At 63.9% G+C, this 25,697-nt stretch carries 23 protein-coding genes; 15 read left to right on the forward strand and 8 right to left on the reverse strand.

The window, feature by feature from the left end; all coding sequences use genetic code 11:
• Positions 1-8: 8 nt before the first annotated feature.
• From mreD to mreB, 3 genes are all read right to left on the reverse strand, one after another.
• Entirely contained in the window at positions 9-497 is a 489-nt protein-coding gene (gene mreD / locus ACYUME_RS21405) for a rod shape-determining protein MreD (protein ID WP_279882015.1), read from the reverse strand.
• The gene (gene mreC / locus ACYUME_RS21410; RefSeq protein ID WP_460419415.1) at positions 497-1,498 is read right to left on the reverse strand and encodes a rod shape-determining protein MreC; all 1,002 of its coding nucleotides are present in this window, start codon (positions 1,496-1,498) and stop codon (positions 497-499) included. The genes mreD and mreC overlap by 1 nt, the downstream gene beginning before the upstream one ends.
• 194 nt (positions 1,499-1,692) lie before the next feature.
• Positions 1,693-2,730 carry a rod shape-determining protein MreB gene (gene mreB / locus ACYUME_RS21415; protein WP_003255163.1) on the reverse strand — a complete coding sequence of 346 codons (1,038 nt, stop codon included), beginning with the start codon at positions 2,728-2,730 and terminating at the stop codon, positions 1,693-1,695.
• Positions 2,731-2,932: 202 nt separating this feature from the next.
• Here mreB and gatC point away from each other — a divergent pair, with 202 nt between their 5' ends.
• From gatC to ACYUME_RS21445, 6 genes are all read left to right on the forward strand, one after another.
• Positions 2,933-3,220: an Asp-tRNA(Asn)/Glu-tRNA(Gln) amidotransferase subunit GatC gene (gene gatC / locus ACYUME_RS21420; protein ID WP_134689941.1), complete on the forward strand. Its 288-nt coding sequence runs from the start codon at positions 2,933-2,935 to the stop codon at positions 3,218-3,220.
• Between the two features lie 15 nt (positions 3,221-3,235).
• The gene (gatA, locus tag ACYUME_RS21425; RefSeq protein WP_279882019.1) at positions 3,236-4,687 is read left to right on the forward strand and encodes an Asp-tRNA(Asn)/Glu-tRNA(Gln) amidotransferase subunit GatA; all 1,452 of its coding nucleotides are present in this window, start codon (positions 3,236-3,238) and stop codon (positions 4,685-4,687) included.
• 11 nt (positions 4,688-4,698) lie between these two features.
• Positions 4,699-6,144 (forward strand): Asp-tRNA(Asn)/Glu-tRNA(Gln) amidotransferase subunit GatB, encoded by a 1,446-nt coding sequence (gene gatB / locus ACYUME_RS21430; protein ID WP_279882021.1) that lies wholly within the window; start codon positions 4,699-4,701, stop codon positions 6,142-6,144.
• A 144-nt stretch (positions 6,145-6,288) separates the two neighbouring features.
• The gene (locus ACYUME_RS21435) at positions 6,289-6,663 is read left to right on the forward strand and encodes a septal ring lytic transglycosylase RlpA family protein (protein WP_460416756.1); all 375 of its coding nucleotides are present in this window, start codon (positions 6,289-6,291) and stop codon (positions 6,661-6,663) included.
• A gap of 61 nt (positions 6,664-6,724) precedes the next feature.
• On the forward strand, positions 6,725-7,768 hold the full coding sequence (locus ACYUME_RS21440) for a calcium/sodium antiporter (protein ID WP_279882145.1): 1,044 nt from the start codon (positions 6,725-6,727) through the stop codon (positions 7,766-7,768).
• 10 nt (positions 7,769-7,778) lie between these two features.
• Positions 7,779-8,165, forward strand: coding sequence for a carboxymuconolactone decarboxylase family protein (locus ACYUME_RS21445; RefSeq protein WP_279882027.1), 387 nt, complete (start codon positions 7,779-7,781; stop codon positions 8,163-8,165).
• Positions 8,166-9,084: 919 nt separating this feature from the next.
• Here ACYUME_RS21445 and ACYUME_RS21450 read toward each other — a convergent pair.
• The 3 genes from ACYUME_RS21450 to ACYUME_RS21460 are packed head-to-tail and all read right to left on the reverse strand — an operon-like array spanning position 9,085 to position 11,869.
• On the reverse strand, positions 9,085-9,468 hold the full coding sequence (locus ACYUME_RS21450) for a hypothetical protein (protein ID WP_460416758.1): 384 nt from the start codon (positions 9,466-9,468) through the stop codon (positions 9,085-9,087).
• Positions 9,469-9,523: 55 nt separating this feature from the next.
• Positions 9,524-10,879: an amino acid permease gene (locus tag ACYUME_RS21455; RefSeq protein ID WP_279885338.1), complete on the reverse strand. Its 1,356-nt coding sequence runs from the start codon at positions 10,877-10,879 to the stop codon at positions 9,524-9,526.
• Positions 10,880-10,927: 48 nt separating this feature from the next.
• On the reverse strand, positions 10,928-11,869 hold the full coding sequence (locus ACYUME_RS21460; RefSeq protein ID WP_460416760.1) for an AEC family transporter: 942 nt from the start codon (positions 11,867-11,869) through the stop codon (positions 10,928-10,930).
• A 189-nt stretch (positions 11,870-12,058) separates the two neighbouring features.
• Between ACYUME_RS21460 and ACYUME_RS21465 the strand changes: the two genes are divergently transcribed.
• Positions 12,059-13,690 (forward strand): phospholipase, encoded by a 1,632-nt coding sequence (locus tag ACYUME_RS21465; protein WP_460416762.1) that lies wholly within the window; start codon positions 12,059-12,061, stop codon positions 13,688-13,690.
• 14 nt (positions 13,691-13,704) lie between these two features.
• Entirely contained in the window at positions 13,705-13,896 is a 192-nt protein-coding gene (locus tag ACYUME_RS21470) for a hypothetical protein (protein ID WP_279885330.1), read from the forward strand.
• An 84-nt stretch (positions 13,897-13,980) separates the two neighbouring features.
• On the opposite strand, the gene ACYUME_RS21475 is transcribed toward ACYUME_RS21470, so the two are convergent.
• Both ACYUME_RS21475 and ACYUME_RS21480 read right to left on the reverse strand, forming a co-directional pair.
• Positions 13,981-14,541 (reverse strand): response regulator transcription factor, encoded by a 561-nt coding sequence (locus ACYUME_RS21475; RefSeq protein ID WP_044487744.1) that lies wholly within the window; start codon positions 14,539-14,541, stop codon positions 13,981-13,983.
• Positions 14,541-15,797: an ATP-binding protein gene (locus ACYUME_RS21480; protein ID WP_279885324.1), complete on the reverse strand. Its 1,257-nt coding sequence runs from the start codon at positions 15,795-15,797 to the stop codon at positions 14,541-14,543. The genes ACYUME_RS21475 and ACYUME_RS21480 overlap by 1 nt, the downstream gene beginning before the upstream one ends.
• Positions 15,798-15,992: 195 nt before the next feature.
• Between ACYUME_RS21480 and ACYUME_RS21485 the strand changes: the two genes are divergently transcribed.
• From ACYUME_RS21485 to ACYUME_RS21515, 7 genes are all read left to right on the forward strand, one after another.
• A complete protein-coding gene (locus ACYUME_RS21485; protein ID WP_279885323.1) occupies positions 15,993-16,715 on the forward strand; it encodes an SIMPL domain-containing protein in 723 nt (240 codons plus the stop codon).
• 312 nt (positions 16,716-17,027) lie between these two features.
• Positions 17,028-18,653, forward strand: a complete 1,626-nt coding sequence (locus ACYUME_RS21490) for an ABC transporter substrate-binding protein (protein WP_279885321.1) — start codon at positions 17,028-17,030, stop codon at positions 18,651-18,653.
• A gap of 215 nt (positions 18,654-18,868) precedes the next feature.
• The gene (locus tag ACYUME_RS21495; protein ID WP_460416765.1) at positions 18,869-20,461 is read left to right on the forward strand and encodes an ABC transporter substrate-binding protein; all 1,593 of its coding nucleotides are present in this window, start codon (positions 18,869-18,871) and stop codon (positions 20,459-20,461) included.
• Between the two features lie 158 nt (positions 20,462-20,619).
• Positions 20,620-22,002 (forward strand): OprD family porin, encoded by a 1,383-nt coding sequence (locus ACYUME_RS21500; RefSeq protein WP_279885315.1) that lies wholly within the window; start codon positions 20,620-20,622, stop codon positions 22,000-22,002.
• A gap of 72 nt (positions 22,003-22,074) precedes the next feature.
• Positions 22,075-23,670 carry an ABC transporter substrate-binding protein gene (locus ACYUME_RS21505; RefSeq protein ID WP_460416767.1) on the forward strand — a complete coding sequence of 532 codons (1,596 nt, stop codon included), beginning with the start codon at positions 22,075-22,077 and terminating at the stop codon, positions 23,668-23,670.
• 78 nt (positions 23,671-23,748) lie between these two features.
• Positions 23,749-24,759 (forward strand): ABC transporter permease subunit, encoded by a 1,011-nt coding sequence (locus tag ACYUME_RS21510; protein WP_028689623.1) that lies wholly within the window; start codon positions 23,749-23,751, stop codon positions 24,757-24,759.
• Positions 24,760-24,769: 10 nt separating this feature from the next.
• A complete protein-coding gene (locus ACYUME_RS21515; RefSeq protein WP_279885308.1) occupies positions 24,770-25,696 on the forward strand; it encodes an ABC transporter permease subunit in 927 nt (308 codons plus the stop codon).
• The last annotated feature ends 1 nt before the right edge of the window (position 25,697 follow it).

The following is a 25,697-nucleotide window of genomic DNA, read 5'->3' on the forward strand; positions in this document are numbered from 1 at the left end:
ACGGCGCGTCAGTGGATGTGCAGGCGACGGCGCAGGCCGCGCAGGGCGAAGCTGACCCAAGGCCAGAGCAAGGCGCTGATCACCGCCGACCAGACCAGTGCCAGGGTTGGCAGGCGATTGCCGGTCAAGGCGCTGAGCCAGAGCTGAATCAGCTGGGCGATGCCGAAGACCACCAGGATCACCAGGCTCTGCTGCCACATGGGGAACATGCGCAGGCGCTGCTGCAACGACAACACCAGGAAGGTGATCAGGGTCAGGATCAGCGCGTTCTGGCCAAGCAAGGTGCCGTACAGCACATCTTCGGCCAGGCCAAGCACGAAGGCGGTGGTCATGCCGACCTTGCCGGGCACGGCAAGGGTCCAGAAGGCCAGCAGCAGCGCCAGCCACATGGGCCGGAACACTTCCATGAACTGCGGCATGGGCGAGACGCTGAGCAACAGGCCAATGGCGAAGGTCAGCCAGATGGCCCAGCCGTTTCTGCTACGGGTGCTGGCCATTATTGTCTCCGGGGTTGAGCGGGCGCGGCGGGCGGATGGGCCTCGGTCGCGCCGTTGGCCGCGGGTGCCGGCGCCACGGGTGCAGCGGCAGGTGGCGTGGCGGCTGGCGCGACGGGCGCCGGGCTGGCCGGGGCCTGGCCATGGCTGGCGCCCTGGCGGTCGGCTTCTTCCTGGGCGATCGCCGCTTCGGTGGCACGCTCTTCCGGCGTGCGCCGGTCGCTGAATACCAGCAGCATGTAGCGGCTGCGGTTGAGCGCGGCGGTGGGAATGGCACGGACGATGGCGAACGGCTGGCCGGAATCGTGGATCACTTCGTTGACCGTGGCCACCGGATAGCCGGCCGGGAAGCGCTGGCCCATGCCCGAGCTTACCAGCAGGTCGCCTTCCTTGATGTCGGCGGTGTCGGCCACGTGGCGCAACTCCAGGCGCTCCGGATTGCCGGTGCCGCTGGCGATGGCGCGCAGGCCGTTGCGGTTGACCTGCACCGGAATGCTGTGGGTGGTGTCGGTGAGCAGCAGCACCCGCGAGGTGTAAGGCATCAGCTCGACCACCTGGCCCATCAGGCCGCGGGCGTCGAGCACCGGCTGGCCGAGGAACACGCCGTCGCGCTCGCCCTTGTTGATCAGGATGCGGTGAGTGAACGGATTGGGATCGACACCGATAAGCTCGGCGACCTCGACCTTCTCGTTGACCAGCGCCGACGAATTGAGCAGCTCGCGCAGGCGCACGTTCTGCTCGGTCAGGGCCGCCAGCTTCTGCAGGCGCCCCTGCAACAGCAGGGCCTCGGTCTTGAGTTTCTCGTTCTCGGCGATCAGCTCGGTGCGGCTGCCGAACTGGCCGGCCACGCCCTGCCACATGCGCTGCGGCAGATCGGTGATCCAGTAGGATTCCATCAGCACCAGGCCCATCTGGCCACGCACCGGCTTGAGCAGGTCGAAGCGCGAGTCGACCACCATCAGCGCGATCGACATCACCACCATTACCAGCAGGCGAACGCCCAGCGAGGGGCCCTTGGAGAAAAGCGGTTTAATGGGCCGTTCCTCGTGGACGACTCAGGAGGTCATTGGACATGGGGCAATGCACCGGCCTGCTTGCGGATTGACGAAAACGGCGCCCGGAGGGGCGCCAGCACAGCGCATACAGGTAGCACTGTGCGTGCCACCTGTAAACCTGAGGATACGCGACTCGCCGGCGATCACTCGCTGGAGAGCAGGTCCATGGCGTGCTTGTCCATCATTTCCAGGGCACGACCACCGCCGCGGGCGACGCAGGTCAGCGGGTCCTCGGCGACGATCACCGGCAGGCCGGTCTCCTGGGCCAGCAGCTTGTCCAGGTCGCGCAGCAGCGCGCCACCGCCGGTCAGCACCAGGCCGCGCTCGGCGATATCCGAGGCCAGCTCCGGCGGCGATTGCTCCAGGGCGCTCTTGACCGCCTGGACGATGGTCGCCAGCGACTCCTGCAGGGCTTCGAGCACTTCGTTGGAGTTCAGAGTGAAGGCGCGCGGCACGCCCTCGGCCAGGTTGCGGCCACGCACGTCGACTTCACGCACTTCGCCACCCGGGTAGGCGGTACCGATTTCCTGCTTGATGCGCTCGGCGGTGGACTCGCCGATCAGGCTGCCGTAGTTGCGGCGCACATAGGTGACGATGGCTTCGTCGAAACGGTCGCCGCCAACGCGCACGGACTCGGCGTAGACCACGCCATTGAGCGAGATCAGGGCGATTTCGGTGGTGCCGCCGCCGATATCGACGACCATCGAGCCACGGGCCTCTTCGACCGGCAGGCCGGCACCGATGGCCGCGGCCATCGGTTCTTCGATCAGGAACACTTCGCGGGCACCGGCGCCGAGGGCCGACTCACGAATGGCACGGCGCTCGACCTGGGTCGACTTGCACGGCACGCAGATCAGCACACGTGGGCTGGGCTGCAGGAAGCTGTTTTCGTGCACCTTGTTGATGAAATACTGCAACATTTTTTCACAAACGCTGAAGTCGGCGATCACGCCGTCCTTCATCGGACGAATGGCTGCGATGTTGCCGGGGGTGCGGCCCAGCATGCGCTTGGCTTCGGTACCGACTGCGACGACGCTTTTCTGGTTGCCGTGGGTACGGATGGCAACAACCGAGGGCTCATTCAGGACGATACCGCGCTCACGCACGTAGATAAGGGTGTTGGCAGTACCCAGGTCGATGGACAGATCGCTGGAAAACATGCCACGCAGTTTCTTGAACATGGGAAAGTGACCCTGGGGAAAGCGTGGGTAAAAAAGTGCGGCAAACTCTAACAATGGCAGGGATTTTGGGCAAGGAGCCAATATGTTAAATTGGCTGTTTTTCCGAGCATGCCTGCCGATGATCGCGGCCCTTTGACCGCCGGAATCCCGGCATGTTCCCCATCACGGACCCATTCCGTTCCTCGAATTCCCGGAGATCCCCATGGCGCTGCAACGCTCCGACGTGGAAAAGATCGCCCATCTGGCCCGCCTGGGCCTGAATGAAGGCGAACTGCCACGCATCACCGATGCCCTGAACAGCATTCTCGGGCTGGTCGACCAGATGCAAGCCGTCGACACCACCGGCATCGAACCGCTCGCCCACCCGCTGGAGACCACCCAGCGCCTGCGCCCCGACCAAGTCACCGAAAGCAACCAGCGCGACCGCTACCAGGCCGTCGCCCCGTCGACCGAGAACGGTCTGTACCTGGTTCCGAAAGTCATCGAATAAGGGATTGCGCCTGCCATGCATCAACTCACCCTGGCCGAGATCGCCCGTGGTCTCGCCGACAAATCGTTTTCCTCGCAAGAGCTGACCGGCGCCCTGCTGTCGCGCATCAAGCAGCTCGACCCGCAGCTCAACAGCTTCATCACCGTCACCGAGGCGCAGGCCCTGGAGCAGGCGCGTGCCGCCGACGCCCGTCGCGCCGCCGGTGAAACCGGCGCGCTGCTGGGCGCGCCGATCGCCCACAAGGACCTGTTCTGCACCAACGGCGTGCGCACCAGCTGCGGCTCGAAGATGCTCGACAACTTCAACGCCCCGTATGACGCCACCGTGGTCGCCAAGCTGGCCGAAGCCGGCATGGTCACCCTGGGCAAGACCAACATGGACGAGTTCGCCATGGGCTCGGCCAACGAGTCCAGCCACTACGGCCCGGTGAAGAACCCGTGGAACCTCGAGCACGTGCCGGGCGGTTCGTCCGGCGGCTCGGCCGCCGCCGTGGCCGCGCGCCTGCTGCCGGCCACCACCGGCACCGACACCGGCGGCTCGATCCGCCAGCCGGCGGCACTGACCAACCTCACCGGTCTCAAGCCAACCTACGGCCGCGTCTCGCGCTGGGGCATGATCGCCTATGCCTCGAGCCTCGACCAGGGCGGCCCGCTGGCCCGCACCGCCGAAGACTGCGCCCTGCTGCTGCAAGGCATGGCCGGTTTCGACGCCAAGGACTCGACCAGCGTCGATGAGCCGGTGCCGGACTACAGCGCCAACCTCAACGCCTCGCTGCAGGGCCTGCGCATCGGCCTGCCGAAGGAGTACTTCGGCGCCGGCCTCGACCCGCGCATCGCCGAGCTGGTCCAGGCCAGCGTCAAGGAGCTGGAAAAGCTCGGCGCTGTGGTCAAGGAAATCAGCCTGCCTAACATGCAGCACGCCATCCCGGCGTACTACGTGATCGCCCCGGCGGAAGCCTCCTCCAACCTGTCGCGCTTCGACGGCGTGCGCTTCGGCCACCGCTGCGCGAACCCGACCAACCTGATCGACCTGTACGAACGTTCCCGTGGCGAAGGTTTCGGCGCGGAAGTGCAGCGGCGCATCATGGTCGGCACCTACGCCCTGTCGGCCGGCTACTACGACGCCTACTACATCAAGGCCCAGCAGATCCGCCGCCTGGTCAAGAACGACTTCATGGCCGCCTTCCACGACGTCGACGTGATCCTCGGCCCGACCACGCCGAACCCGGCCTGGAAGCTTGGCGCCAAGAGCGCCGACCCGGTCGCCGCCTACCTGGAAGACGTCTACACCATCACCGCCAACCTGGCGGGCCTGCCGGGCCTGTCGATGCCGGCCGGCTTCGTCGACGGCCTGCCGGTGGGCGTGCAACTGCTGGCCCCGTACTTCCAGGAAGGCCGCCTGCTCAACATCGCGCACCGTTACCAGCAAGTCACCGACTGGCACACCCGCGCCCCCAACGGCTTCTGAGGAGTTCACACATGCAATGGGAAGTTGTGATCGGGCTGGAGATTCATACCCAGCTCGCCACCCAGTCGAAGATCTTCTCCGGCAGCGCCACCACCTTCGGCTCCGAGCCGAACACCCAGGCCAGCCTGGTTGACCTTGGCATGCCCGGCGTACTGCCGGTGCTCAACCAGGAAGCCGTGCGCATGGCGTGCATGTTCGGCCTGGCGATCGATGCCGAGATCGGCCCGCGCAACGTATTCGCGCGCAAGAACTACTTCTACCCCGACCTGCCCAAGGGCTACCAGATCAGCCAGATGGACCTGCCGATCGTCGGCAAGGGCCACCTGGACATCGCCCTGGAAGACGGCACCATCAAGCGCATCGGCGTGACCCGCGCGCACCTTGAAGAAGACGCCGGCAAAAGCCTGCACGAAGACTTCAACGGCGCCAGCGGCATCGACCTGAACCGCGCCGGCACCCCGCTGCTGGAGATCGTCTCCGAGCCGGACATGCGCAGCGCCAAGGAGGCCGTGGCCTACGTCAAGGCGATCCACGCCCTGGTGCGCTACCTGGGCATCTGCGACGGCAACATGGCCGAAGGCTCGCTGCGCTGCGACTGCAACGTCTCGGTGCGCCCGAAAGGCCAGGCCGAGTTCGGCACCCGCTGCGAGATCAAGAACGTCAACTCGTTCCGTTTCGTCGAAAAGGCGATCAACTACGAGGTCCAGCGCCAGATCGACCTGATCGAGGACGGCGGCACGGTGGTGCAGGAAACTCGCCTGTACGACCCGAACAAGGACGAGACCCGTTCGATGCGCAGCAAGGAGGAAGCCAACGACTACCGTTACTTCCCCGACCCGGACCTGCTGCCGGTGGTGATCGAGCCGAGCTTCCTCGAGACCGTGCGCGCCGCCCTGCCGGAGCTGCCCACGCAGAAGGTCGAGCGCTTCCAGAGCCAGTACGGCCTGTCGGCCTACGACGCCAACGTGCTGGCCTCCAGCCGCGAACAGGCTGACTACTTCGAGCAGGTGGTGAAGATCGGCGGCGACGCCAAGCTGGCCGCCAACTGGGTCATGGTCGAACTGGGCAGCCTGCTGAACAAGCTGGGGCTGGACATCGACCAGTCGCCGGTCAGCGCCGAGCACCTCGGCGGCATGCTGCTGCGCATCCGTGACAACACGATCAGCGGCAAGATCGCCAAGACCGTGTTCGAGGCCATGGCCGCCGGTGAAGGCGATGCCGACGGCATCATCGAAAGCAAAGGTCTCAAGCAGGTCACCGACACCGGCGCGATCGACAAGATGCTCGACGAGATGCTCGCCGCCAACGCCGAACAGGTCGAACAGTACCGCGCCGCCGACGAGGCCAAGCGCGGCAAGATGTTTGGCTTCTTCGTCGGTCAGGCGATGAAGGCATCGAAAGGCAAGGCCAACCCGGGGCAAGTGAACCAATTGCTCAAGGCCAAGCTCGAAGGGTGATTGTTTTACCCCCGTAGCCTTGCGAGGGCTTCGCCCTCGCTCGCGGGTAAACCCGCTCCCACAGGTACTGTGCTGCCCTTTTGGAACGGCACGGGACCTGTGGGAGCGGGTTTACCCGCGAAGGGCAGCACCGGAGCATTCGACTTGATCAAGCGTTCCCTCACCACCTTCACCCTCTTCGCCCTGCTGGCCGGCTGCGCCAGCCATGACCTCGACCCCCGCGGCTACGACCAGACCGGCACCGCCTCCTACTACGGCGCCCGCCACCACGGCAAACGCACCGCCAGCGGCGAGCCCTTCAACCAGCACGGCCTCACCGCCGCCCACCGCAGCCTGCCCTTCGGCAGCCGGGTACTGGTCACCAATCTCGCCAACCAGCGTAGCGTCGTGGTGCGCATCAACGACCGCGGCCCGCATACTCGTGGCCGGTTGATCGACCTGTCACGCGCCGCCGCGGAAAAAATCGGCATGCTCCGTAGCGGAACCGCGCGAGTCCGGGTACAAGGTCTGAGCGACTGACCTGACTGGAGCCTTCGCCATTTTCGACCTGGCCACCCTTCCCACCTTCAGCCTACTGCGACTGGGCCTGGGCCTGCTGCTGCTGATCATCGGCGCCGAACTGCTGGTGCGCGCCGCCCTGCGCCTGGCCACCCGACTGCATGTGCGCCCACTGATCATCGGCCTGAGCCTGGTAGCCTTCGGCAGCACCGCGCCACAGTTGACCGTGAGCCTGCAGGCCGCCTACCAGGGCGCCCCGGACGTGGCCGTCGGCAGTGTCGTCGGCAGCAACATCTTCAACGTGCTGGTGATTCTCGGCCTGGCGGCGCTGATCATTCCACTGCGCGTGTCGCGTCAGCTGGTGCGTCTGGATATCCCGTTGATGATCCTGGCCAGTGCGCTGGTATACCTGCTCGCGCTCAACGGCCAGCTTGGACGTCTGGAGGGTGGTCTGCTGCTGCTCGGCCTGCTGGGCTACCTGGCCATGCTCTGGCATCAATCCCGCCACTACGCCCGCACCTACCCCGCGCCGAGTACCACGCACGCCAGCGCGCTGCGGTTCTGGAGCAGCACGGTGCTACAGATTGTCGTGGGCCTGAGCCTTCTGAGCCTCGCCGGTCACCTGCTGCTTGAAGCTGTAGTCGAGGTGGCGACCGATCTGGGCCTGTCCGAGCGCATCATCGGCCTGACCGTGGTTGCCGTGTGCACCTCGCTTCCGGAGCTTGCCGCCGCGTTGATCGCGGCCCTGCGCGGCGAGCGGGAGATCGCGGTGGGCACGGTGATCGGCAGCAACCTGTTCAACCTGCTGGCGGTGCTGGGGTTCACGGCAATGATCACCCCCGAGCCCCTGTCCATCTCGCCCAACGCCCTGGACTTCGACCTGCCGGTGATGCTCGGCGTCGCCGCCCTGTGCCTGCCGGTGTTCTATTCCGGTTACCGCGTCACTCGCGCCGAAGGCCTGGTGTTCCTGTGCCTGTACCTGGCCTACGGCCTGCACGTGGTGGCCTTCACCACCGGCATGCCGCTGGCCGGGCGCCTTGAACGACTGATGCTGTTCTATGTGATGCCTGTGCTCGGGGTCGTGCTGCTGTACACCACGATCCGCGCCTGGCGCCGCCAACACTAAGGAAAACAACATGGCTGACACGAAACAGACCGGCGAGAGCATTCGCCGCCAGGTGATGGGCGATGCCTTCGTCGATCGCGCCCTGGGCAACGCGACCGCGTTCACCCAACCGCTACAGGATTTCGTCAACGAACATGCCTGGGGCAGCGTCTGGGCCCGTGACGGGCTGGCGCTGAAGACCCGCAGCCTGATCACCCTGGCCACCCTGACCGCGCTCAAGTGCCCGCAGGAACTCAAGGGGCACGTGCGTGGGGCGCTTAACAACGGCTGCACCGTCGAGGAGATCCGCGAGGCGCTGCTGCATTGCGCGGTGTATGCCGGAGTGCCGGCGGCGATCGATGCGTTTCGCGCGGCGCAGGAAGTCATCGATAGCTATCAGGCGAGTTCCACGGACTAAGGGCATGCGCCCTGGCCTCGTGACTGTTACCCATGTGAGTGAACTACTGTGCAACCCATGTGGGTGATCCAAATATTCTTTCGCGGGCAAGCCCGCTCCCACATGGATATATATGACCCTGTGGGAGCGGGCTTGCCCGCGAAGACGACCTTGAGATCACACAGCTGCAACTAGCGACAGCTGCATCAGACCAGGCGCCGCCCGTACCTTCGCGACTTCAGGAGGCCGAACGCAGGCCTTGCGGATGAGGGCAGGCGCCCTGGCCTCGTGACTGTTACCTATGTGAGTGAACTACATGTGTAAACCATGTGGGTGATCCAAATATGGGTTGCTCTGACCCTTTCGCGGGCAAGCCCGCTCCCACATGGATATATATGACCCTGTGGGAGCGGGCTTGCCCGCGAAGGCGACCTTGAGATCACACAGCTGCAACTAGCGTCAGCTGCATCAGACCAGGCGCCGCCCGTACCTTCGCGACTTCAGGAGGCCGAACGCAGGCCTTGCGGAGGGAGGTGACGGGCATGGATGCCCGTCAAGCGCTGCGGCCCAGGATGGGCCGTTCAGCGCGGTCCTCCCGGGAGCAAGGCCGGAGTGAGGGAACCCGGAGCGAAGCGCAGGGCCGGATGAATGGAGCGCAGCGTTTTTTGGTTACTTTTTGTCGCGTTTGACAAAAAGTGACCCGCCGTAAGGGCGGAAAGGTGACTATGCGTCGACATCGCAAATGAATGAGCTTACAACTATAAAAACCGACGCCGACCGACTTTGACTTTGACTTTGACTTTGACTTTGACTTTTAAATAGTTTGTTTTGAAAGTTACATGCGCATTCATTTGCGATGGTGACGCATAGTCACCTTTCCGCCCTTACGGCGGGTAACTTTTTGAAGGATCAAAAAGTCACCAAAAAATCCTCGCTCCATTCATCCGGCCCCTACGCTTCGCTCCGGGGTTCCCTCGCTCCGTTCTTGCTCCCGGGAGGACCGCGCTGAACGCCCCATCCTGGGGCGCAGCGCTTGACGGGCATCCATGCCCGTCACCTCCCTCCGCAAGAACTCCGCTCGGCCTCCTGAAGTCGCAATTGGCGGCGCCTGAACTATCGCGCGCTTAGAAGCAAGATCAAGATCAAGATCAAGATCAAGATCAAGATCAAGATCAAGATCAAGATCAAGATCAAGATCAAGATCAAGATCAAGATCAAGATCAAGATCAAGATCAAGATCAAGATCAAGATCAAGAAATATGAATTTGATTGTTAGACAGTTGGCAATGCGTCGACTAAACAGACCCGCGATCGAGAGATCCAACCTACACGGTTCCAAGACACCAGACATCGGCATCCTGGAACCGTAATAAATCAAATCAAGCCTGACGCGCCTTCTTGATTCGGAACGCCACCCATAACACCGCAATCCACGCCGGAATCAACATCACCGAAATGCGAATCGGCGGCGTCAGGTACATCACCACCAGAATCAACACAATGAACGCCAGACACAGATAGTTGGTCAGCGGGTGCCCCAGGCTGCGATAGAACGGCTGGATGCCAGCAGCCAGCTTGGCCTTGCGGAACTTCAAGTGAGTGATACTGATGCTCGCCCAGTTGATCACCAGCGCCGACACCGCCAGGGCCATCAACAAACCGAAGGCCTCGCCCGGCATCAGGTAGTTGATCACCACGCACAGACCGGTGGCGAACGCCGACACGCCCAGCGCGGCGAGCGGCACGCCACGACGGCTGACCTTGAGCAGCTGACGCGGCGCGTCACCCTGCGTGGCCAAGCCGAACAGCATACGGCTGTTGGCGTACACGCAACTGTTGTAGACCGACAGCGCGGCGGTCAGCACCACGACGTTGAGGATCGTGGCCACCAAATCGCTGTCCAGCTCGTGGAAGATCATCACGAACGGGCTACCGCCCTGCACCACTTTCTGCCATGGGTACAGCGACAGCAACACCGCCAGCGCACCGATATAGAAGATCAGGATGCGATAGACCACCTGGTTGGTCGCCTTCGGAATGCTCTCACGCGGGTTGGCCGCCTCGGCAGCGGTGATGCCCACCAGCTCCAGGCCACCGAAAGAGAACATGATCACCGCCAGGGCCATGATCAATCCGGTCACGCCATTGGGGAAGAAACCACCGTACTGCCACAGGTTGGCGACGCTGGCATCCGGCCCGCCGTGACCACTGGTCAGCAACCAGGCGCCGAAACCAATCATGCTGACGATCGCCACCACCTTGACCAGGGCGAACCAGAACTCCATCTCGCCATACACCTTCACCTGGGTCAGGTTGATGGCGTTGATCACCACGAAGAAGATCGCTGCCGTGGCCCAGGTCGGAAATTCCGGCCACCAGTACTGCACGTAGATACCCACCGCTGTGAGCTCGGCCATGCCCACCAGCACGTAGACCACCCAGTAGTTCCAGCCCGAGACGAAACCGGCGAACTCGCTCCAGTACTGGTGGGCGAAATGGCTGAAGCTGCCGGCGACCGGCTCTTCGACCACCATCTCGCCCAGCTGGCGCATGATCAGGAAGGCCATCAGGCCAGCGATGGCATAGCCCAGCAGTACCGAGGGGCCGGCCAGCTGGATGGTCTGGGCGATGCCCAGGAACAGCCCGGTGCCGATGGCGCCACCCAGCGCGATCAGCTGGATATGGCGATTCTTCAGCCCGCGCTGCAAGCGCTCGGGCGTGCTCTGGTCTTGCATGAAGTGTCCTTTAGGTGAGGCAGTGTTATTGGTTTTGCTCGCAATGGACTAGATCCATCCACCCCATTGCAAGAAGAAAATCCCGATGTTGGTGGTAATCGCCGCCATCAGTGTAGTGATCACGATGATCGACGCCGCCAGCTCATGGTTGCCGTTGGCCTCGCGCGCCATCACATAGCTCGCCGCTGCGGTGGGGCTGCCGATGTAGAGGAACAGGATGCCCAGTTCGGCACCGCGAAAACCGCAGAGCCAGGCGCCCAGCGTGCCCAGCAGCGGCAGCCAGACCATCTTCGCCAGGCTGACGTCGACAGCCAGCCTGCCGCTGTCGCGCAGCGCCGCCAGCGACAGCGTGCCACCGATGCAGATCAGCGCCAGTGGCAGGGTCATCTGCGCCAGGTAGTCGCCGGACGTCAGCAGCCAGTTGGGCAGCGGCACCTGGCCGTAGGCCATCGGCGTGGCCACTAGCACGCTGATGATCAGCGGATTGCTGAGAATGCTCTTGCAGATGCTCCACGGATCGGACTTCAGGTCCGGGCTGTACACCGCCAGCACCACCGCCGACAGCGAGTTGTACATGAGGATCACCAGCCCGGCCAGCACCGCGCCGAGGGAAATACCGTAGTCGCCATACAGGCTGGCCGCCAGGGCCAGGCCAATCACGCCGTTGTTGCCGCGAAACGCGCCCTGGGTATAGATGCCGCGATCCGCCCGCGGGCAGCGCCAGATCGCCAGGCCCCAGGCCAGGCCGAAGCACGCCAGGGTCGCGAGCACGAAGTACAGGATCACCCCAGGCTTCACCGCCGCCGCCAGGTCGGCGTGATAGATGCCGAGGAACAGCAGCGCCGGCATGCACACGTTGAACACCAGCTTGGAGGCGACCCGGACGAAGTTGTCGTCGATCAAGCGGATGCGCTTGAGCAGCACGCCCATGAACAGCATGGCGAATACCGGAGCCGTGATGTTCAGTGTCTGGATGAGAAGGGCGAGCATGCAACGCGATCCTGAGAATTGCCGTTAGGGGGGCAATCATACGTGACTGCCGGGGGCTTGCGCCCGCCACAGGTGCCAGTTGCCAGCACAAAGAGACCTTGACGTAGGAAATTTCCTGATTATGATGACAACCACTGTATATACATACAGTTAAAAAATGGATTATCCCGACATTGCAAGGAGCAAATCATGTCAGGAATGCAAACACTGCCTGCGGCCTCGACGGCCCAGGCCACGCTGGTGGTCGCCGACCTCGATCAGCTTTTCGAGGAACAGGGCGTCACCCTGCCCGGCCCCGACAGCCACCTGGTGCTGGTCATGCACGGGCATCACACCCTCAAGTACCATCGTTTCGCCGCGCCACCGGCCAACGGCAAGCCGAGCAAAGGACCTGAACTGTTCTTCGAAGGCGGCGAACACACAGCCATCGGTGACAACACCCTGCTGCGCTATGAAGTGGGCCAACCCGGTATCCCCGCTCACCAGTCCCCCCTGCCACTGCCCAACGGCCTGACCCTGACCTACGGCCAGGTGATCGCCCTCGGGGGGGATTTCTACGGCCTGCCGGACCGCCCCATCGCCGATGGCGCCAACGACGCCGAGCGGATCGCGCGCTTCGGCCTGGCCTTCGACTCCCTCGCCCGCCTGCCGGCGGCCAAGGCGGAGGCCGAGCAGATCCTGGCGGTGATGCAGGAGGAAATCGCCGCCGCCAACCAGGCCATCAAGGATGGCCGCCAGCCACACGAGGCCTATGACGCGCTGGGCGACAGCCTGTCGGCACGCTGGAACCGCATCACCGGCGGCGGCAGCTTCGCCTCCGACCTGTTCCCCCTGGGCCGCTACCTGAAGCTGGCCGCGAGCAACTGGGACCACTTCGGGCCCTGGGCGCTACTGGCCTACCAGGCCGGCCACGCCGCGGCCCTGCAGCAGGCGCTGAAGGCCCGCGCCAGCGGCGAGGAACGCGACCTGCAAATGGCCTACGCGATGAACGCCTTCGCCGACCACTTCCTCACCGACCTGTTCTCCGCCGGTCACCTGCGGGTGCCGCGCAAGGCACTGGCCGACACCGTCACACCAAGCGATGTCGGCTCGCTGATCTCGCGCTTCATGCATGACGAGGACAGCAAGTACGGCCTGGCCGTGCGCAATGCCGAGGGCGAGCAATGGCGCGCCTACGGCGACAAGCGCTACTTCGATAGCGTCGACGTGGCCAACCGCCGCCAGGTCGGCCGCGCCGTGCAGCGTTCGGCCGATGAAGTGTTCCAGGCCTTCGCCGAGGGTCGCGCGCCAGCGGTGAAGGACTTCGCGGCGCTGCGCCTGGCGCCCGACCTGCGGGCCACCGAGCAGGACCTGGTGCCGGGCAACTTCGCCCCGCTGTACTTCCAGGACGGCAAGACCGTGCTGCGGCGCAAGGACGTCAATGACCTCAACGACCGCAACCGTATCGGCGACTGGTGGGGCTGGAGCACCTACCTGCTGCTCAAGGACTACAAGCCGAACAAGCCCACCGGCTTCATCGATGCCCCGGCTACCTCACCAGCGATCACCGGCTGGGAGCGCCGCGAGCCCGATGGCCTGAACTGGCAGCGGGGCAACGCGGTGCGCTACGCCTTCAGCGTCACCGACCAGCTCAACGAGTCGTACATCGGCCCGTGGAGCGCCTATGCCGAACTGACCGACCAGTTCCACCCCAGCGTGCAGGTGCTGGCGGACGGCAAACAACGCGCTCGCAACCTGTTCCGCCAGTTCCGCGGCGGCTCACCGGAACTGATCGCCAGCCTGGACGGCAAGACCACTCTCTATATCGATCGCAACGCGTGACAAGGAGGTCACCGATGACAATCAGGATCAAGTTGGAACTGGCTTCGGGCCAGTCGATGGAAGGCATGCCGCTGGAATTGCTGCGGGCCGGCAAGGTGATTGGCCGGGCGAAAGTGCCGGCAGGGGGACAGGTGGCGTTCGAGGCGCCATCGGGGGCTGGACAACTGGCGGTGCGGGTTGACCGCTCTGGATTGAAAACCGTTTAACGCTGCAGAACGCCATCGCGGGGCAAGCCCGCTCCCACAATCTGAGTTCAGACTGTCGGAGCGGGCTTGCCCCGCGATGCTTGCCTAGCGCCGTACCGGGCGCTTCTGCAACTTGCGCTGCAGCGTGCGCCGGTGCATACCCAACGCCCGCGCCGTGGCGGAGATGTTGCCTTCGTGCTCACCCAGCACGCGCTGGATGTGCTCCCACTGCAGGCGATCCACCGACATCGGGTTTTCCGGCACCAGGGTATCCAGGTCGGTGTGCTCCGAGAGCAGCGCCGCCAGCACGTCATCAGCGTCCGCCGGCTTGCACAGGTAGTTGCAGGCCCCGCGCTTGACGGCCTCGACCGCCGTGGCGATGCTCGAATAGCCAGTCAGGATCACCACCCGCATCTCCGGGTCCAGCTCCAGCAGCTTGGGCAGCAGCACCAGGCCCGAGTCGCCTTCCATCTTCAGGTCCAGCGTCGCGTAGTCCGGCAGGTCCTGCTCGGCCAGCTTCAGGCCCTCTTCCGCCGAACTCGCGGTGCTGACACGGAACCCGCGACGGGCCATGGCCCGAGCCATAACCCGAGTGAAAGTGGCGTCGTCGTCCACCAGCAGCAGGTGCGGCAGCTCTTCGCCTTCGACCTGGTTTTCTTCGCTCATCATGCATCTCCTCGCTTGCCATGGGGCAGGCGCAATTCGGTCAGGGTGCCACCCTGCTCATGACTATAGAGTTTCACCGAACCGCCCGCACGCGTCACGCTGGCCTTGCTCAAGAACAGGCCCAGGCCGAAGCCTTTGCCCTTGGTGGTAATGAAAGGTTTGCCGATCGCCTCGGCGATGGCCGGCGGCACGCCAGGGCCATGGTCGTGGATGCTGATGACGATGTCCTGGGCGTCCCAATCCAGACGCACCTGCAGGTCGTCCGGGCAGGCGTCGGCGGCATTGTTCAACAGGTTCAGCAGAGCCTGGGTCAGGTCCGGCGGCGGCGTCAGGCGCGGCACCACGCCATCGCGCAGGCGCTGGAAGCGGTAACTGGCTTCCGGGCGCATCAAGTGCCAGCGGTTGAGCGCCTCGTCGAGCCACACGGTGACATCCTGCTCGACGATCGCCAGGCGCCGATTGGCCTCGGCGGCGCGCACCAGCTGCTGCAGGGTTTCCTTGCACAGCTTGACCTGGTCCTGAAGGATCTGCAGATCCTCCTGCAGCAACGGATCGGCGTGATCCTGGCGCATTTCGTTGAGCAGCACGCTCATGGTCGCCAACGGCGTGCCCAGCTCATGCGCAGCGCCCGCCGCCTGGGTAGCCACGGCCAGCAACTGCTCGTCGCGCAGGCTTTCCTCACGGCGTTCGGCGCGCAGGTTCTCCTGACGCCGCAGCTCCTCGGCCATGCGCGCGGCGAAGAAGGTGATCACCGCCGCGGCCAGGGCAATGCTCAGCCACATGCCGTAGACCTGCATGGTGTCGCGCGCCAGCGGCAGCGTTTCCAGCGGATAGTACTGCACCAGCAGCAGGCTGTAGGCCACCAGCGCGATGCCCGAGAGCACCAGCGAGTAGATCCACGGCAAGGTGACCGCGGCGATCGCCAGCGGCACCAGGTAATAGGAGACGAAGGGGTTGGTCGAGCCGCCCGAGTAATAAAGCAGGGCGCTGTGGATCAGCAGGTCGCAGGCCAGCTGCAAGGCGTACTCGAGCTCGGTGACCGGCAGCGACAGGCGCAGGCGCAAGGCGGTGAAGGCACAGAGCAGCGACGACAGGGCCAGCGTCGCCGCCAGCGAGAACCACGGCAGCGGCAGCAGCTCGGTCCAGTAGGCAACGCCAACGGAGCCGGCCTGGGCCGCCAGGACGAGGATACGGATGAAGGTCAGGCGCCAGAGGTTCTGACGTGTGGCGGACAACGGATGTACGGCGGCGAGCATGAGCTCTCCCAATGAGTGCTCCAGGAAAATCGGCTGGAGTATACCGAAGCCGGGCGCCTCGCTGCAGCGATGCGGCAAAGCGCCACACTTTGTCACAAGTTCATGATGGCACTTTTGAACCCACTACACTGTTTCCGGTCTGATCGGCCATGCGTGGACTCGATGCCACGCCCTTCACTGCCAAGGAGCTCCACCATGCACATTCCCCGTCGCGGTGCCGCCGCCGTTGCCCTGTCCTGCGGCATGCTCGCCAGCCTGCCCGCCCTGGCGGCCGACGAGCCGCGCTACAACCAGGTTTCGCTGCGCGCCGAAGTCAGCAAGGAAGTGGCACGCGACCTGATGGTCGTGACGCTGTACAGCGAAGCGCAGAACACCGATCCGGGCAAGCTCGCCAAAGAGATCACCGAGACCATGAACAAGGCCGTGCAGCAGGCACGCCAGGTCAAGGACGTGAAGATCAGCCAGGGCAGCCGCAACAGCTACCCCATCTACGACACCAAGGGCCAGAAGATCACCGGCTGGCGCGAACGCGCCGAGCTGCGCCTGGAAAGCGCCGACTTCCCGGCCCTGTCCAAGCTCACCGGGGAACTGCTGCAGGACCTGAAGATGGGCGGCATGGACTTCTCCATCGCCCCGGCAACCCGCAAGTCCAACGAGGATGAACTGCTCAAGGACGCCGTCGCCGCATTCAAGGCCCGCGCCCAGCTGGCCACCGAGGCCCTCGGCGGCAAAGGCTACAAAGTGGTCAGCCTGAACCTCAACAGCAGTGGCTACCCGCGTCCGTACCTGCGCAATGCACCCATGGCGATGATGGCCAAGGGGGCTGCCGACGAAGCCGCGCCAGCACCCGATATCGAAGCCGGCACCAGCGAAGTCAGCATGAGCGCCGACGGTCTGATCGAGGTGCAGGTGCCCTGAGACACCCGCTTGAATGTCCGAGATGGTCAAAACCGTCTCGGACAGCCGTTTCAGACCCTTCCTACGCACCAATTGGGTGCATCTGCTTGTCACATAAAGTGCGAAATATCCTGAAAATTTCGCTCTCTTTGCCTTCGCAAACGATCAACATTCGCCAAAGTTATACGGATGCGACATCCATGTACGTCCGTCCCACTTTTTTGGCGTCAACCATCCTGCTGAGTGTTGCATTGGGAACACCCCCTGCATAAGTATCCGCAGGTCGGCTCACGAGGCCGCCTCAATTCGAAAAATGACAAAAATGAGGCCACCATGCTCAAACACGCAGTCATTCCGTTCCTGGTAAGCGCAGGCTTGCTGGCCGGCTCACCGCTCGCCCACGCCGCGACCAACCTGGTGTTCTGCTCCGAAGGCAGCCCGGCCGGTTTCGACCCTGGCCAGTACACCACCGGAACCGACTTCGACGCCTCCGCCGAAACCATGTTCAACCGCCTGAGCCAGTTCGAGCGCGGCGGCACCGCAGTGATTCCAGGCTTGGCCACCAAGTGGGACATTTCTGACGACGGCAAGACCTATACCTTCCACCTGCGCGAAGGCGTGAAGTTCCATACCACCGATTACTTCAAGCCCACCCGAGCGTTCAACGCCGACGACGTGCTGTTCACCTTCAACCGCATGCTCGACAAGAACCACCCCTTCCGCAAAGCCTACCCCACCGAATTCCCGTACTTCACCGACATGGGCATGGACAAGAACATCGCCAAGGTCGAGAAGGTCGATGACCACACCGTGAAGTTCACCCTCAACGAGGTCGATGCCGCGTTCATCCAGAACCTGGCCATGAGCTTCGCCTCGATCCAGTCCGCCGAGTACGCCGACCAGCTGCTCAAGCAGGGCAAGCCAGCCGATATCAACCAGAAGCCGATCGGCACCGGCCCGTTCGTGTTCAGCAAGTACCAGAAAGACGCGCAGATCCGTTTCAAGGGCAACAAGGACTACTGGAACCCCGAGGACGTGAAGATCGACAACCTGATCTTCGCCATCACTACCGACGCCTCGGTGCGCATGCAGAAACTCAAGAAGAACGAGTGCCAGGTCACCCTGTTCCCGCGCCCGGCCGACATCGCGCCGCTGAAGGCGGACAAGAACCTGCAGATGCCCGACCAGGCCGGTTTCAACCTCGGCTACATCGCCTACAACGTGATGGACAAGGTCAAGGGCAGCAACGACGCCAACCCACTGTCCCAGCTCAAGGTCCGCCAGGCGCTGGACATGGCCGTCAACAAGCCGCAGATCATCGAATCGGTCTATCAGGGCGCGGGCCAGCTGGCCGTCAATGCCATGCCGCCAACCCAGTGGTCCTATGACACCACCATCAAGGACGCCAAGTACGATCCGGAGAAAGCCAAGCAACTGCTCAAGGAAGCCGGCATCAAGGAAGGCACCGAGATCACCCTCTGGGCCATGCCGGTGCAGCGCCCCTACAACCCCAACGCCAAGCTGATGGCCGAGATGCTCCAGTCCGACTGGAAGAAGATCGGCATCAACGCCAAGATCGTCAGCTACGAATGGGGCGAGTACATCAAGCGCTCCAAGGGCGGCGAGCATGGCGCCATGCTGATTGGCTGGAGCGGCGACAATGGTGACCCGGACAACTGGCTGGGCACGCTGTTCGGCTGCGACGCGATGGACGGCAACAACTTCTCCAAATGGTGCTACAAGCCCTACGACGACCTGATCAAGCAAGCCAAGGCGACCTCCGACCAGGCCAAGCGCACCGAGCTGTACAAGCAGGCGCAACACCTCCTCAAGGAGCAGGTGCCGATGACCCCCATCGCCCACTCCACCGTGTATCAGCCCATGAGCACGAAGGTTAAGGACTTCAAGATCAGCCCCTTCGGCCTGAACTCCTTCTACGGGGTCAGCGTGGACAAGTAACGGCCGTGATCGTCCCGCCGCAGCGGTTTGCGGCGGGACGGTGACACGACCGGGCGATACGTAAGGTAATTCCTTCACGCTCGCCGGAATGCTCCCGCCCCCATACCAGTAGCTGAACCTTGGCTCCCGCATCCTGATGCTTCTATCGTCAGGGCCGGGATGCCACAGCCGCGTTTTGCCTGTCGCGGCTTGACTATACGGACAAAGGACCTGCCATGCGCCATACCACGCTGTGTTCCACCCTGCTTGCCCTCGGCCTGCTGAGCCAGGCCCCCCTGAGCCTCGCCAACAACCTGGTGTTCTGCTCCGAGGGTAGCCCGGCGGGCTTCGATACCGCCCAGTACACCGCGGCCACCGACAACGACGCCGCCGAGCCGATCTACAACCGCCTGGTCGAGTTCGAGCGCGGCGGCACCGCCGTGCAGCCGGGCCTGGCCACCGACTGGCAAGTGTCCGAGGACGGCCTGAAGTACACCTTCCATCTGCGCCCCGGGGTGAAGTTCCACGCCAACAAGGACTTCAAGCCCAGCCGCGACTTCAACGCCGACGATGTGCTGTTCACCTTCAACCGCATGCTCGACAAGGAGCAACCCTTCCGCAAGGCCTACCCCACCGAATTCCCGTACTTCGTCAGCATGGGGCTGGACAAGAACATCGCCAAGGTCGAGAAGACCGACCCGCTCACCGTGGTCTTCACCCTCAACAAGGTCGACGCCGCGTTCCTGCAGAACATCGCCATGGCCTTCGCCTCGATCCTCTCCGCCGAGTACGCCGAGCACCTGTTGGCCAACGGCAAGGCCAGCGACATCAACCAGAAGCCGATCGGCACCGGCCCGTTCGTGTTCCAGCGCTACCAGAAGGATTCGCAGATCCGCTTCAAGGGCAACAAGGACTACTGGGCGCCTGACCGGGTGAAGATCGACAACCTGGTGTTCTCGATCAACGTCGACCCATCGGTGCGCATCCAGAAGCTGCGCCGCAACGAGTGCCAGATCACCCTGCACCCACGCCCGGCGGACCTGCCCGCGCTCAAGCAGGACGGCAAGCTGCAGGTGATGACCCAGCCCGGCTTCAACCTCGGCTACATCGCCTACAACACCCAGCACCCGCCGTTCGACCGCCTGGAAGTGCGCCAGGCCATGGACATGGCGGTGAACAAGAAGGCGATCATCGAGGCGGTCTACCAGGACGCCGGCCAGGCCGCGTCGAACGCCATGCCGCCGACCCAGTGGTCCTACGACAAGTCGATCAAGGACGCGCCCTTCGACCCGGAAAAAGCCAAGCAGCTGCTCAAGCAGGCCGGGGTCAAGGACGGTACCGAGATCACCTTGTGGGCCATGCCGGTGCAGCGTCCCTACAACCCCAATGCCAAGCTGATGGCCGAAATGCTTCAGTCCGACTGGAGCAAGCTCGGCTTCAAGGTGCGCATCGTCAGCTACGAGTGGGGCGAATACCTCAAGCGCATGAAGAACGGCGAGCACGACATCGCCCTGATCGGCTGGACCGGCGACAACGGCGACCCGGACAACTGGCTGGGCACGCTGTTCAGCTGTGACGCCATCGGCAGCAACAACTATTCACTGTGGTGCGACAAGCAGTACGACGACCTGGTCAAGAAAGCCAAGCAGGTCACCGACCGCGCGCAGCGCACCAGCCTCTACGAACAAGCCCAGCAACGCCTCAAGCAACAGGTGCCGATCACCCCGGTCGCGCACTCCACGGTCAACCAGCCGCTGAGCATCAGCGTGAAAGACTTCAAGGTCAGCCCCTTCGGACGCAACGTTTTCTCCGACGTCAGCATCGATTGACCCTGCGCCATGCGACCGGGAGTGCGACCCACTCCCGCGCTCCCGTGCAGCCCGGATTTGCCTGGAGACCCCAAGGCAAACACTTGCAGTACCGCGTCACCGTGACAAACCCGGCCCACAAGGTCGGGTGATAACTAAAAAAAGATCAGGGAGCTTTCATGTTGATTCGTACCACAACCACCGCACTGGCTTTGTCCGTCGGCGCTTTCTGCGCCCTTGCTCAAGCCGAACCCACCAGCCAGGACTTCGTGCCGATCACGCTCAAGTCCAGCAGCGAACAGGCCGAGGCCAAAGGCTTCATCGACGGCCAGAGCCTGTCCGGCACCACCCGCAACTGGTACGCCCGTGAGCGCGCCACCCGCGCGCCACTGTGGAAGTACTACAAGAGCGACGGCACCCGCCACGCCACCCACAGCCGTGACAACTGGGTGCAGGGCACCATCCTCAACTACAGCTCGGGCTTCACCGAAGGCACCGTGGGCTTCGCGGTCGAGGCCGCGGCCTACAACGCGATCGCCCTCGAGCAGGGGCGCGCAGCCGTCGCTGGCCCGAACAACCGCACGCTGACTCACAGCGACGGCGATCCGATCGGCCAGTGGAGCAAGATGGGCCTGGGCAACGTCAAGGCCCGTGTGTCCAACACGACCCTGACCGTCGGCCGCCAGTCGGTCGATACCCCGATGATCGCCTACATCGGCAACCGTGCGCTGCCGTCGAGCTTCCAGGGTGCGTTCCTGCACAGCGCCGAGTTCGAGAACCTGTCGTTCGACCTCGGCACCTTCGACCGCGTCTCGCCGCGTACCGAACAGAGCCTGAGCAAGTTCCGCAGCGAGTACGGCGCCGCCGGCGTCGAGACCGACCGCGCCAGCACCGCCGGTATCAGCTACCAGCCGCTCAAGAGCCTGACCACCAGCCTCTACGCCACCAAAGTCGACGATTTCTGGAACCAGTACTACTTCGGCGCCAACCATGTGCTGGGCGACAGCGCGGTACTGAGCCTGACCACCGGTCTGAACTACTACAAGACCGTGGACGAAGGCAGCAAGAAGATGGGCGAGATCGACAACGACACCTACAGCCTGTCGTTCGGCCTGACCCACCAGGCCCACACGCTCACCGCCTCCTGGCAGCAGGTCAACGGCAACGAGTACTTCGACTACCTGCATGAAACCAACGGCATCTACCTGGCCAACTCCCTGCTGTCGGACTTCAACGGCCCGAACGAGAAGTCGCTGCAGATCAGCTACGTGCTGAACATGGCGCCCTACGGCGTGCCAGGCCTGAAGTTCAACCTGTACAACGCCCGTGGCTGGGGCATCGATGGCACCCACTACAAAGGCACCGCCTATGACGTCAACGGCATGGACGGCGAAACCCACTACGAGTGGGGCATCGGCACCAGCTACGCGGTACAGAGCGGCATGCTGAAGGACACCACCATCCGCGCCACCTACACCGCGCACCGTGCCAGCAAGGCCCAGGCCGACGGCAGCCTCGACGAGCTGCGCATCGTCACCACCATTCCGTTCAACATCCTCTGACCGTAGCCGCCACGGCCCGACTCCCCACGGGCCGTGGCGGCTACGCTGGAACTAGCACTGCAGGGAGGTTCCATGAAATCGCTACCGCTACGCGCTGCCCTGGCAGCCGTCATCCTGGGCGCCGCATCGAGCCTGGCGGCCAAGCCGCTGGTGGTGTGCACCGAAGCCAGCCCGGAAGGCTTCGACATCGTCCAGTACACCACCGCCGTCACCGCCGACGCCACGGCCGAGGCCATCTTCAACCGCCTGGTCGACTTCAAGCCCGGCACCACCGAGATCCAGCCGGCACTTGCCACGAGCTGGGACATCAGCCCCGACGGGCTGGTCTACACCTTCCACCTGCGCGAAGGCGTCAAGTTCCACAGCACCGACTACTTCACCCCCACGCGCGACTTCAACGCCGATGACGTGCTGTGGAGCCTGAACCGCCAACTGAAGAAAGACCATCCGTGGCACGACAAGACCAGCGTCGGCTACCCCTATTTCGAGAGCATGGCCTTCAAGGACCTGCTCAAGTCGGTCGAGAAGACCGACGAACACACCGTGGTGATCACCCTGACCCGCCCGGAAGCGCCGTTCCTGCGCGACCTGGCCATGGCCTTCACCTCGATCTACTCCGCCGAGTATGGCGACCAGTTGCTCAAGGCCGGCAAGACCTCCGACCTCAACAGCAAGCCGATCGGCACCGGCCCGTTCGTGTTCCAGCGCTACAGCAAGGATGCCCAGGTTCGCTACAAGGCCAACCCGGACTACTTCCGCGGCAAGCCACCGGCCGACGCGCTGATCTTCGCCATCGCCACCGACAGCAACGTGCGCCTGCAGAAGCTGCGCGCCAACGAGTGCCAGATCGCCCTGTACCCCAAGCCTGACGACGTGCCGGGGATCAAGACCGATCCGAAACTCAAGGTCGCCGAGATCGAGGCGCTGGTCACCGGTTACATCTCGATGAACACCCAGCACAAGTACCTGAGCGACGTGCGCGTGCGCAAGGCGATCGACATGGCCTTCGATCGCCAGACCCACGTCGACCAGCTGTTCGGCAAGGGCAACGCGCTGGTCGGGGTCAACCCGTACCCGCCGACCATGATCGGCTACAACACCGACAACAAGAATCCGCCCCACGACCTCGACAAGGCCCGCGCCCTGCTCAAGGAAGCCGGCGTGCCGGAAGGCACGGTGATCACCCTGTTCACCCGCAACGGCGGCGGCCCGACCAACCCCAACCCGCGTCTGTCGGCCGAAATGCTCCAGTCCGACCTGGCCAAGATCGGCATCAAGCTCGATATCCGCGTAATGGAATGGGCCGAGATGCTGCGTCGCGCCAAGAAGGGCGAGGCCGACCTGGTATCGGCGGGCTGGGCCGGCGACAACGGCGACCCGGACAACTTCCTCACGCCGATGCTCAGCTGCGATGCGGTCAAGAGCGGCGAGAACTATGCGCGCTGGTGCAACCAGAAATTCCAGGACCTGATCACCCGCGCCCGCGAAGTGATCGACAACGACGAACGCGCCAAGCTCTATAACGAGGCTTTGGCGGTGTACGATGAAGACCAGCCGTGGATCAGCATGGCCCACCCGAAAATGTTCACCGCCATGCGCGAGAACGTCGAGGGCTATGTCATCAACCCACTGACCAACAACAACTTCGCCACTACCCGGGTGAAGTAGAACAACAACAACAGCCGCCGACGCCTCACGAGGGCCCGGCGGCACCGCCGTTAACCGGCTGATGAGGTACCCCCGACAATGTTGAGTTTTATTGCCCGACGCCTGGGCCTGCTGATTCCGACCTTCTTCGGTATCACCTTGCTGACCTTCGCGCTCATACGCCTGATTCCCGGCGACCCGGTCGAAGTGATGATGGGCGAACGCCGGGTCGACCCCGAAATGCACGCCCAGGCCATGGAGCGCCTGGGCCTGAACAAACCGCTGCCGGCCCAGTACCTGGACTATGTCGGCAAGCTTGCCCAGGGCGACCTGGGCGAATCCCTGCGCACCCGTGAAAGCGTATGGAACGAGTTCCTCACCCTGTTCCCGGCGACCCTGGAGCTGGCCATGGCCGCCCTGCTGTTCGCCGGCGTGATCGGCCTGCTGGCCGGGGTGATCGCCGCGCTCAAGCGCGGTTCGCTGTTCGACCACGGGGTGATGGGCATCTCGCTGGCCGGCTACTCGATGCCGATCTTCTGGTGGGGCCTGATCCTGATCATGTTCTTCTCCGTGAGCCTGGGCTGGACGCCGGTCTCCGGACGCATCGACCTGCTCTACGACATCGAGCCGAAGACCGGCTTCATGCTCATCGACACCCTGCTCAGCGACGAGGAAGGCGCGTTCAAGGACGCGGTGATGCACCTGATCCTGCCGGCCATCGTGCTGGGCACCATCCCGCTGGCGGTGATCGCCCGGATGACCCGTTCGTCGATGCTCGAGGTGCTGCGCGAGGACTACATCCGTACCGCCCGCGCCAAGGGCCTGTCGCCATCGCGCGTGGTGTTCATCCACGGCCTGCGCAACGCGCTGATCCCGGTGCTGACCGTGTTCGGCCTGCAGGTCGGCACGCTGCTGGCCGGCGCCGTGCTCACCGAAACCATCTTCTCCTGGCCGGGCATCGGCAAATGGCTGATCGAAGCCATCGGTGCCCGTGACTACCCCGTGGTCCAGAACGGCATCCTGTTGATCGCCTGCCTGGTGATCCTGGTCAACTTCGTCGTGGACATCCTCTACGGCCTGGCCAACCCACGCATCCGTCATCAGCGCTGAGGACTACGCCATGACCAGCCCGATTCCGAAATCCGTCACCCCGCCCAGCGCGGTTGACCAAAGCTTGCTCTACCCTTCGCCGTACAAAGAGTTCTGGCAGGCCTTCTCACGCAACAAAGGCGCGGTGGCCGGCCTGGCCTTCATGTGCCTGATCGTGTTCTGCGCGCTGTTCGCCCCTTGGGTGGCACCGCACAACCCCAGCGAGCAGTACCGCGACTTCCTGCTGACCCCGCCGGTCTGGCTCGAAGGCGGCACCTGGCAGTTCATCCTCGGCACCGACGAACTGGGCCGTGACTTGCTGTCACGCCTGATCCAGGGCTCGCGCCTGTCGCTGCTGATCGGCCTGTCGTCGGTGGTGATGTCGCTGATCCCGGGTATCCTGCTGGGCCTGCTGGCCGGCTTCTTCCCGCAGATCCTCGGCCCGTCGATCATGCGCCTGATGGACGTGATGCTGGCCCTGCCCTCGCTGCTGCTGGCCGTGGCCATCGTCGCCATCCTCGGCCCAGGCCTGATCAACACCGTTATCGCCATCGCCATCGTCTCGCTGCCGTCCTATGTGCGCCTGACCCGCGCCGCGGTGATGGGCGAACTGAACCGCGACTACGTCACCGCCGCGCGCCTGGCCGGCGCCGGCCTGCCACGCCTGATGTTCGTCACCGTGCTGCCCAACTGCATGGCGCCGCTGATCGTCCAGGCCACCCTGAGCTTCTCCTCGGCGATCCTCGACGCCGCCGCCCTGGGCTTCCTAGGCCTCGGCGTGCAGCCGCCGACCCCCGAGTGGGGCACCATGCTGGCCTCGGCCCGCGACTACATCGAGCGCGCCTGGTGGGTGGTGAGCCTGCCCGGCCTGACCATCTTGCTCAGTGTGCTGGCAATCAACCTGATGGGCGACGGCCTGCGCGATGCGCTGGACCCGAAACTCAAGAACGCCGCCTGAG

This window comes from Pseudomonas sp. microsymbiont 2 (assembly GCF_054788395.1).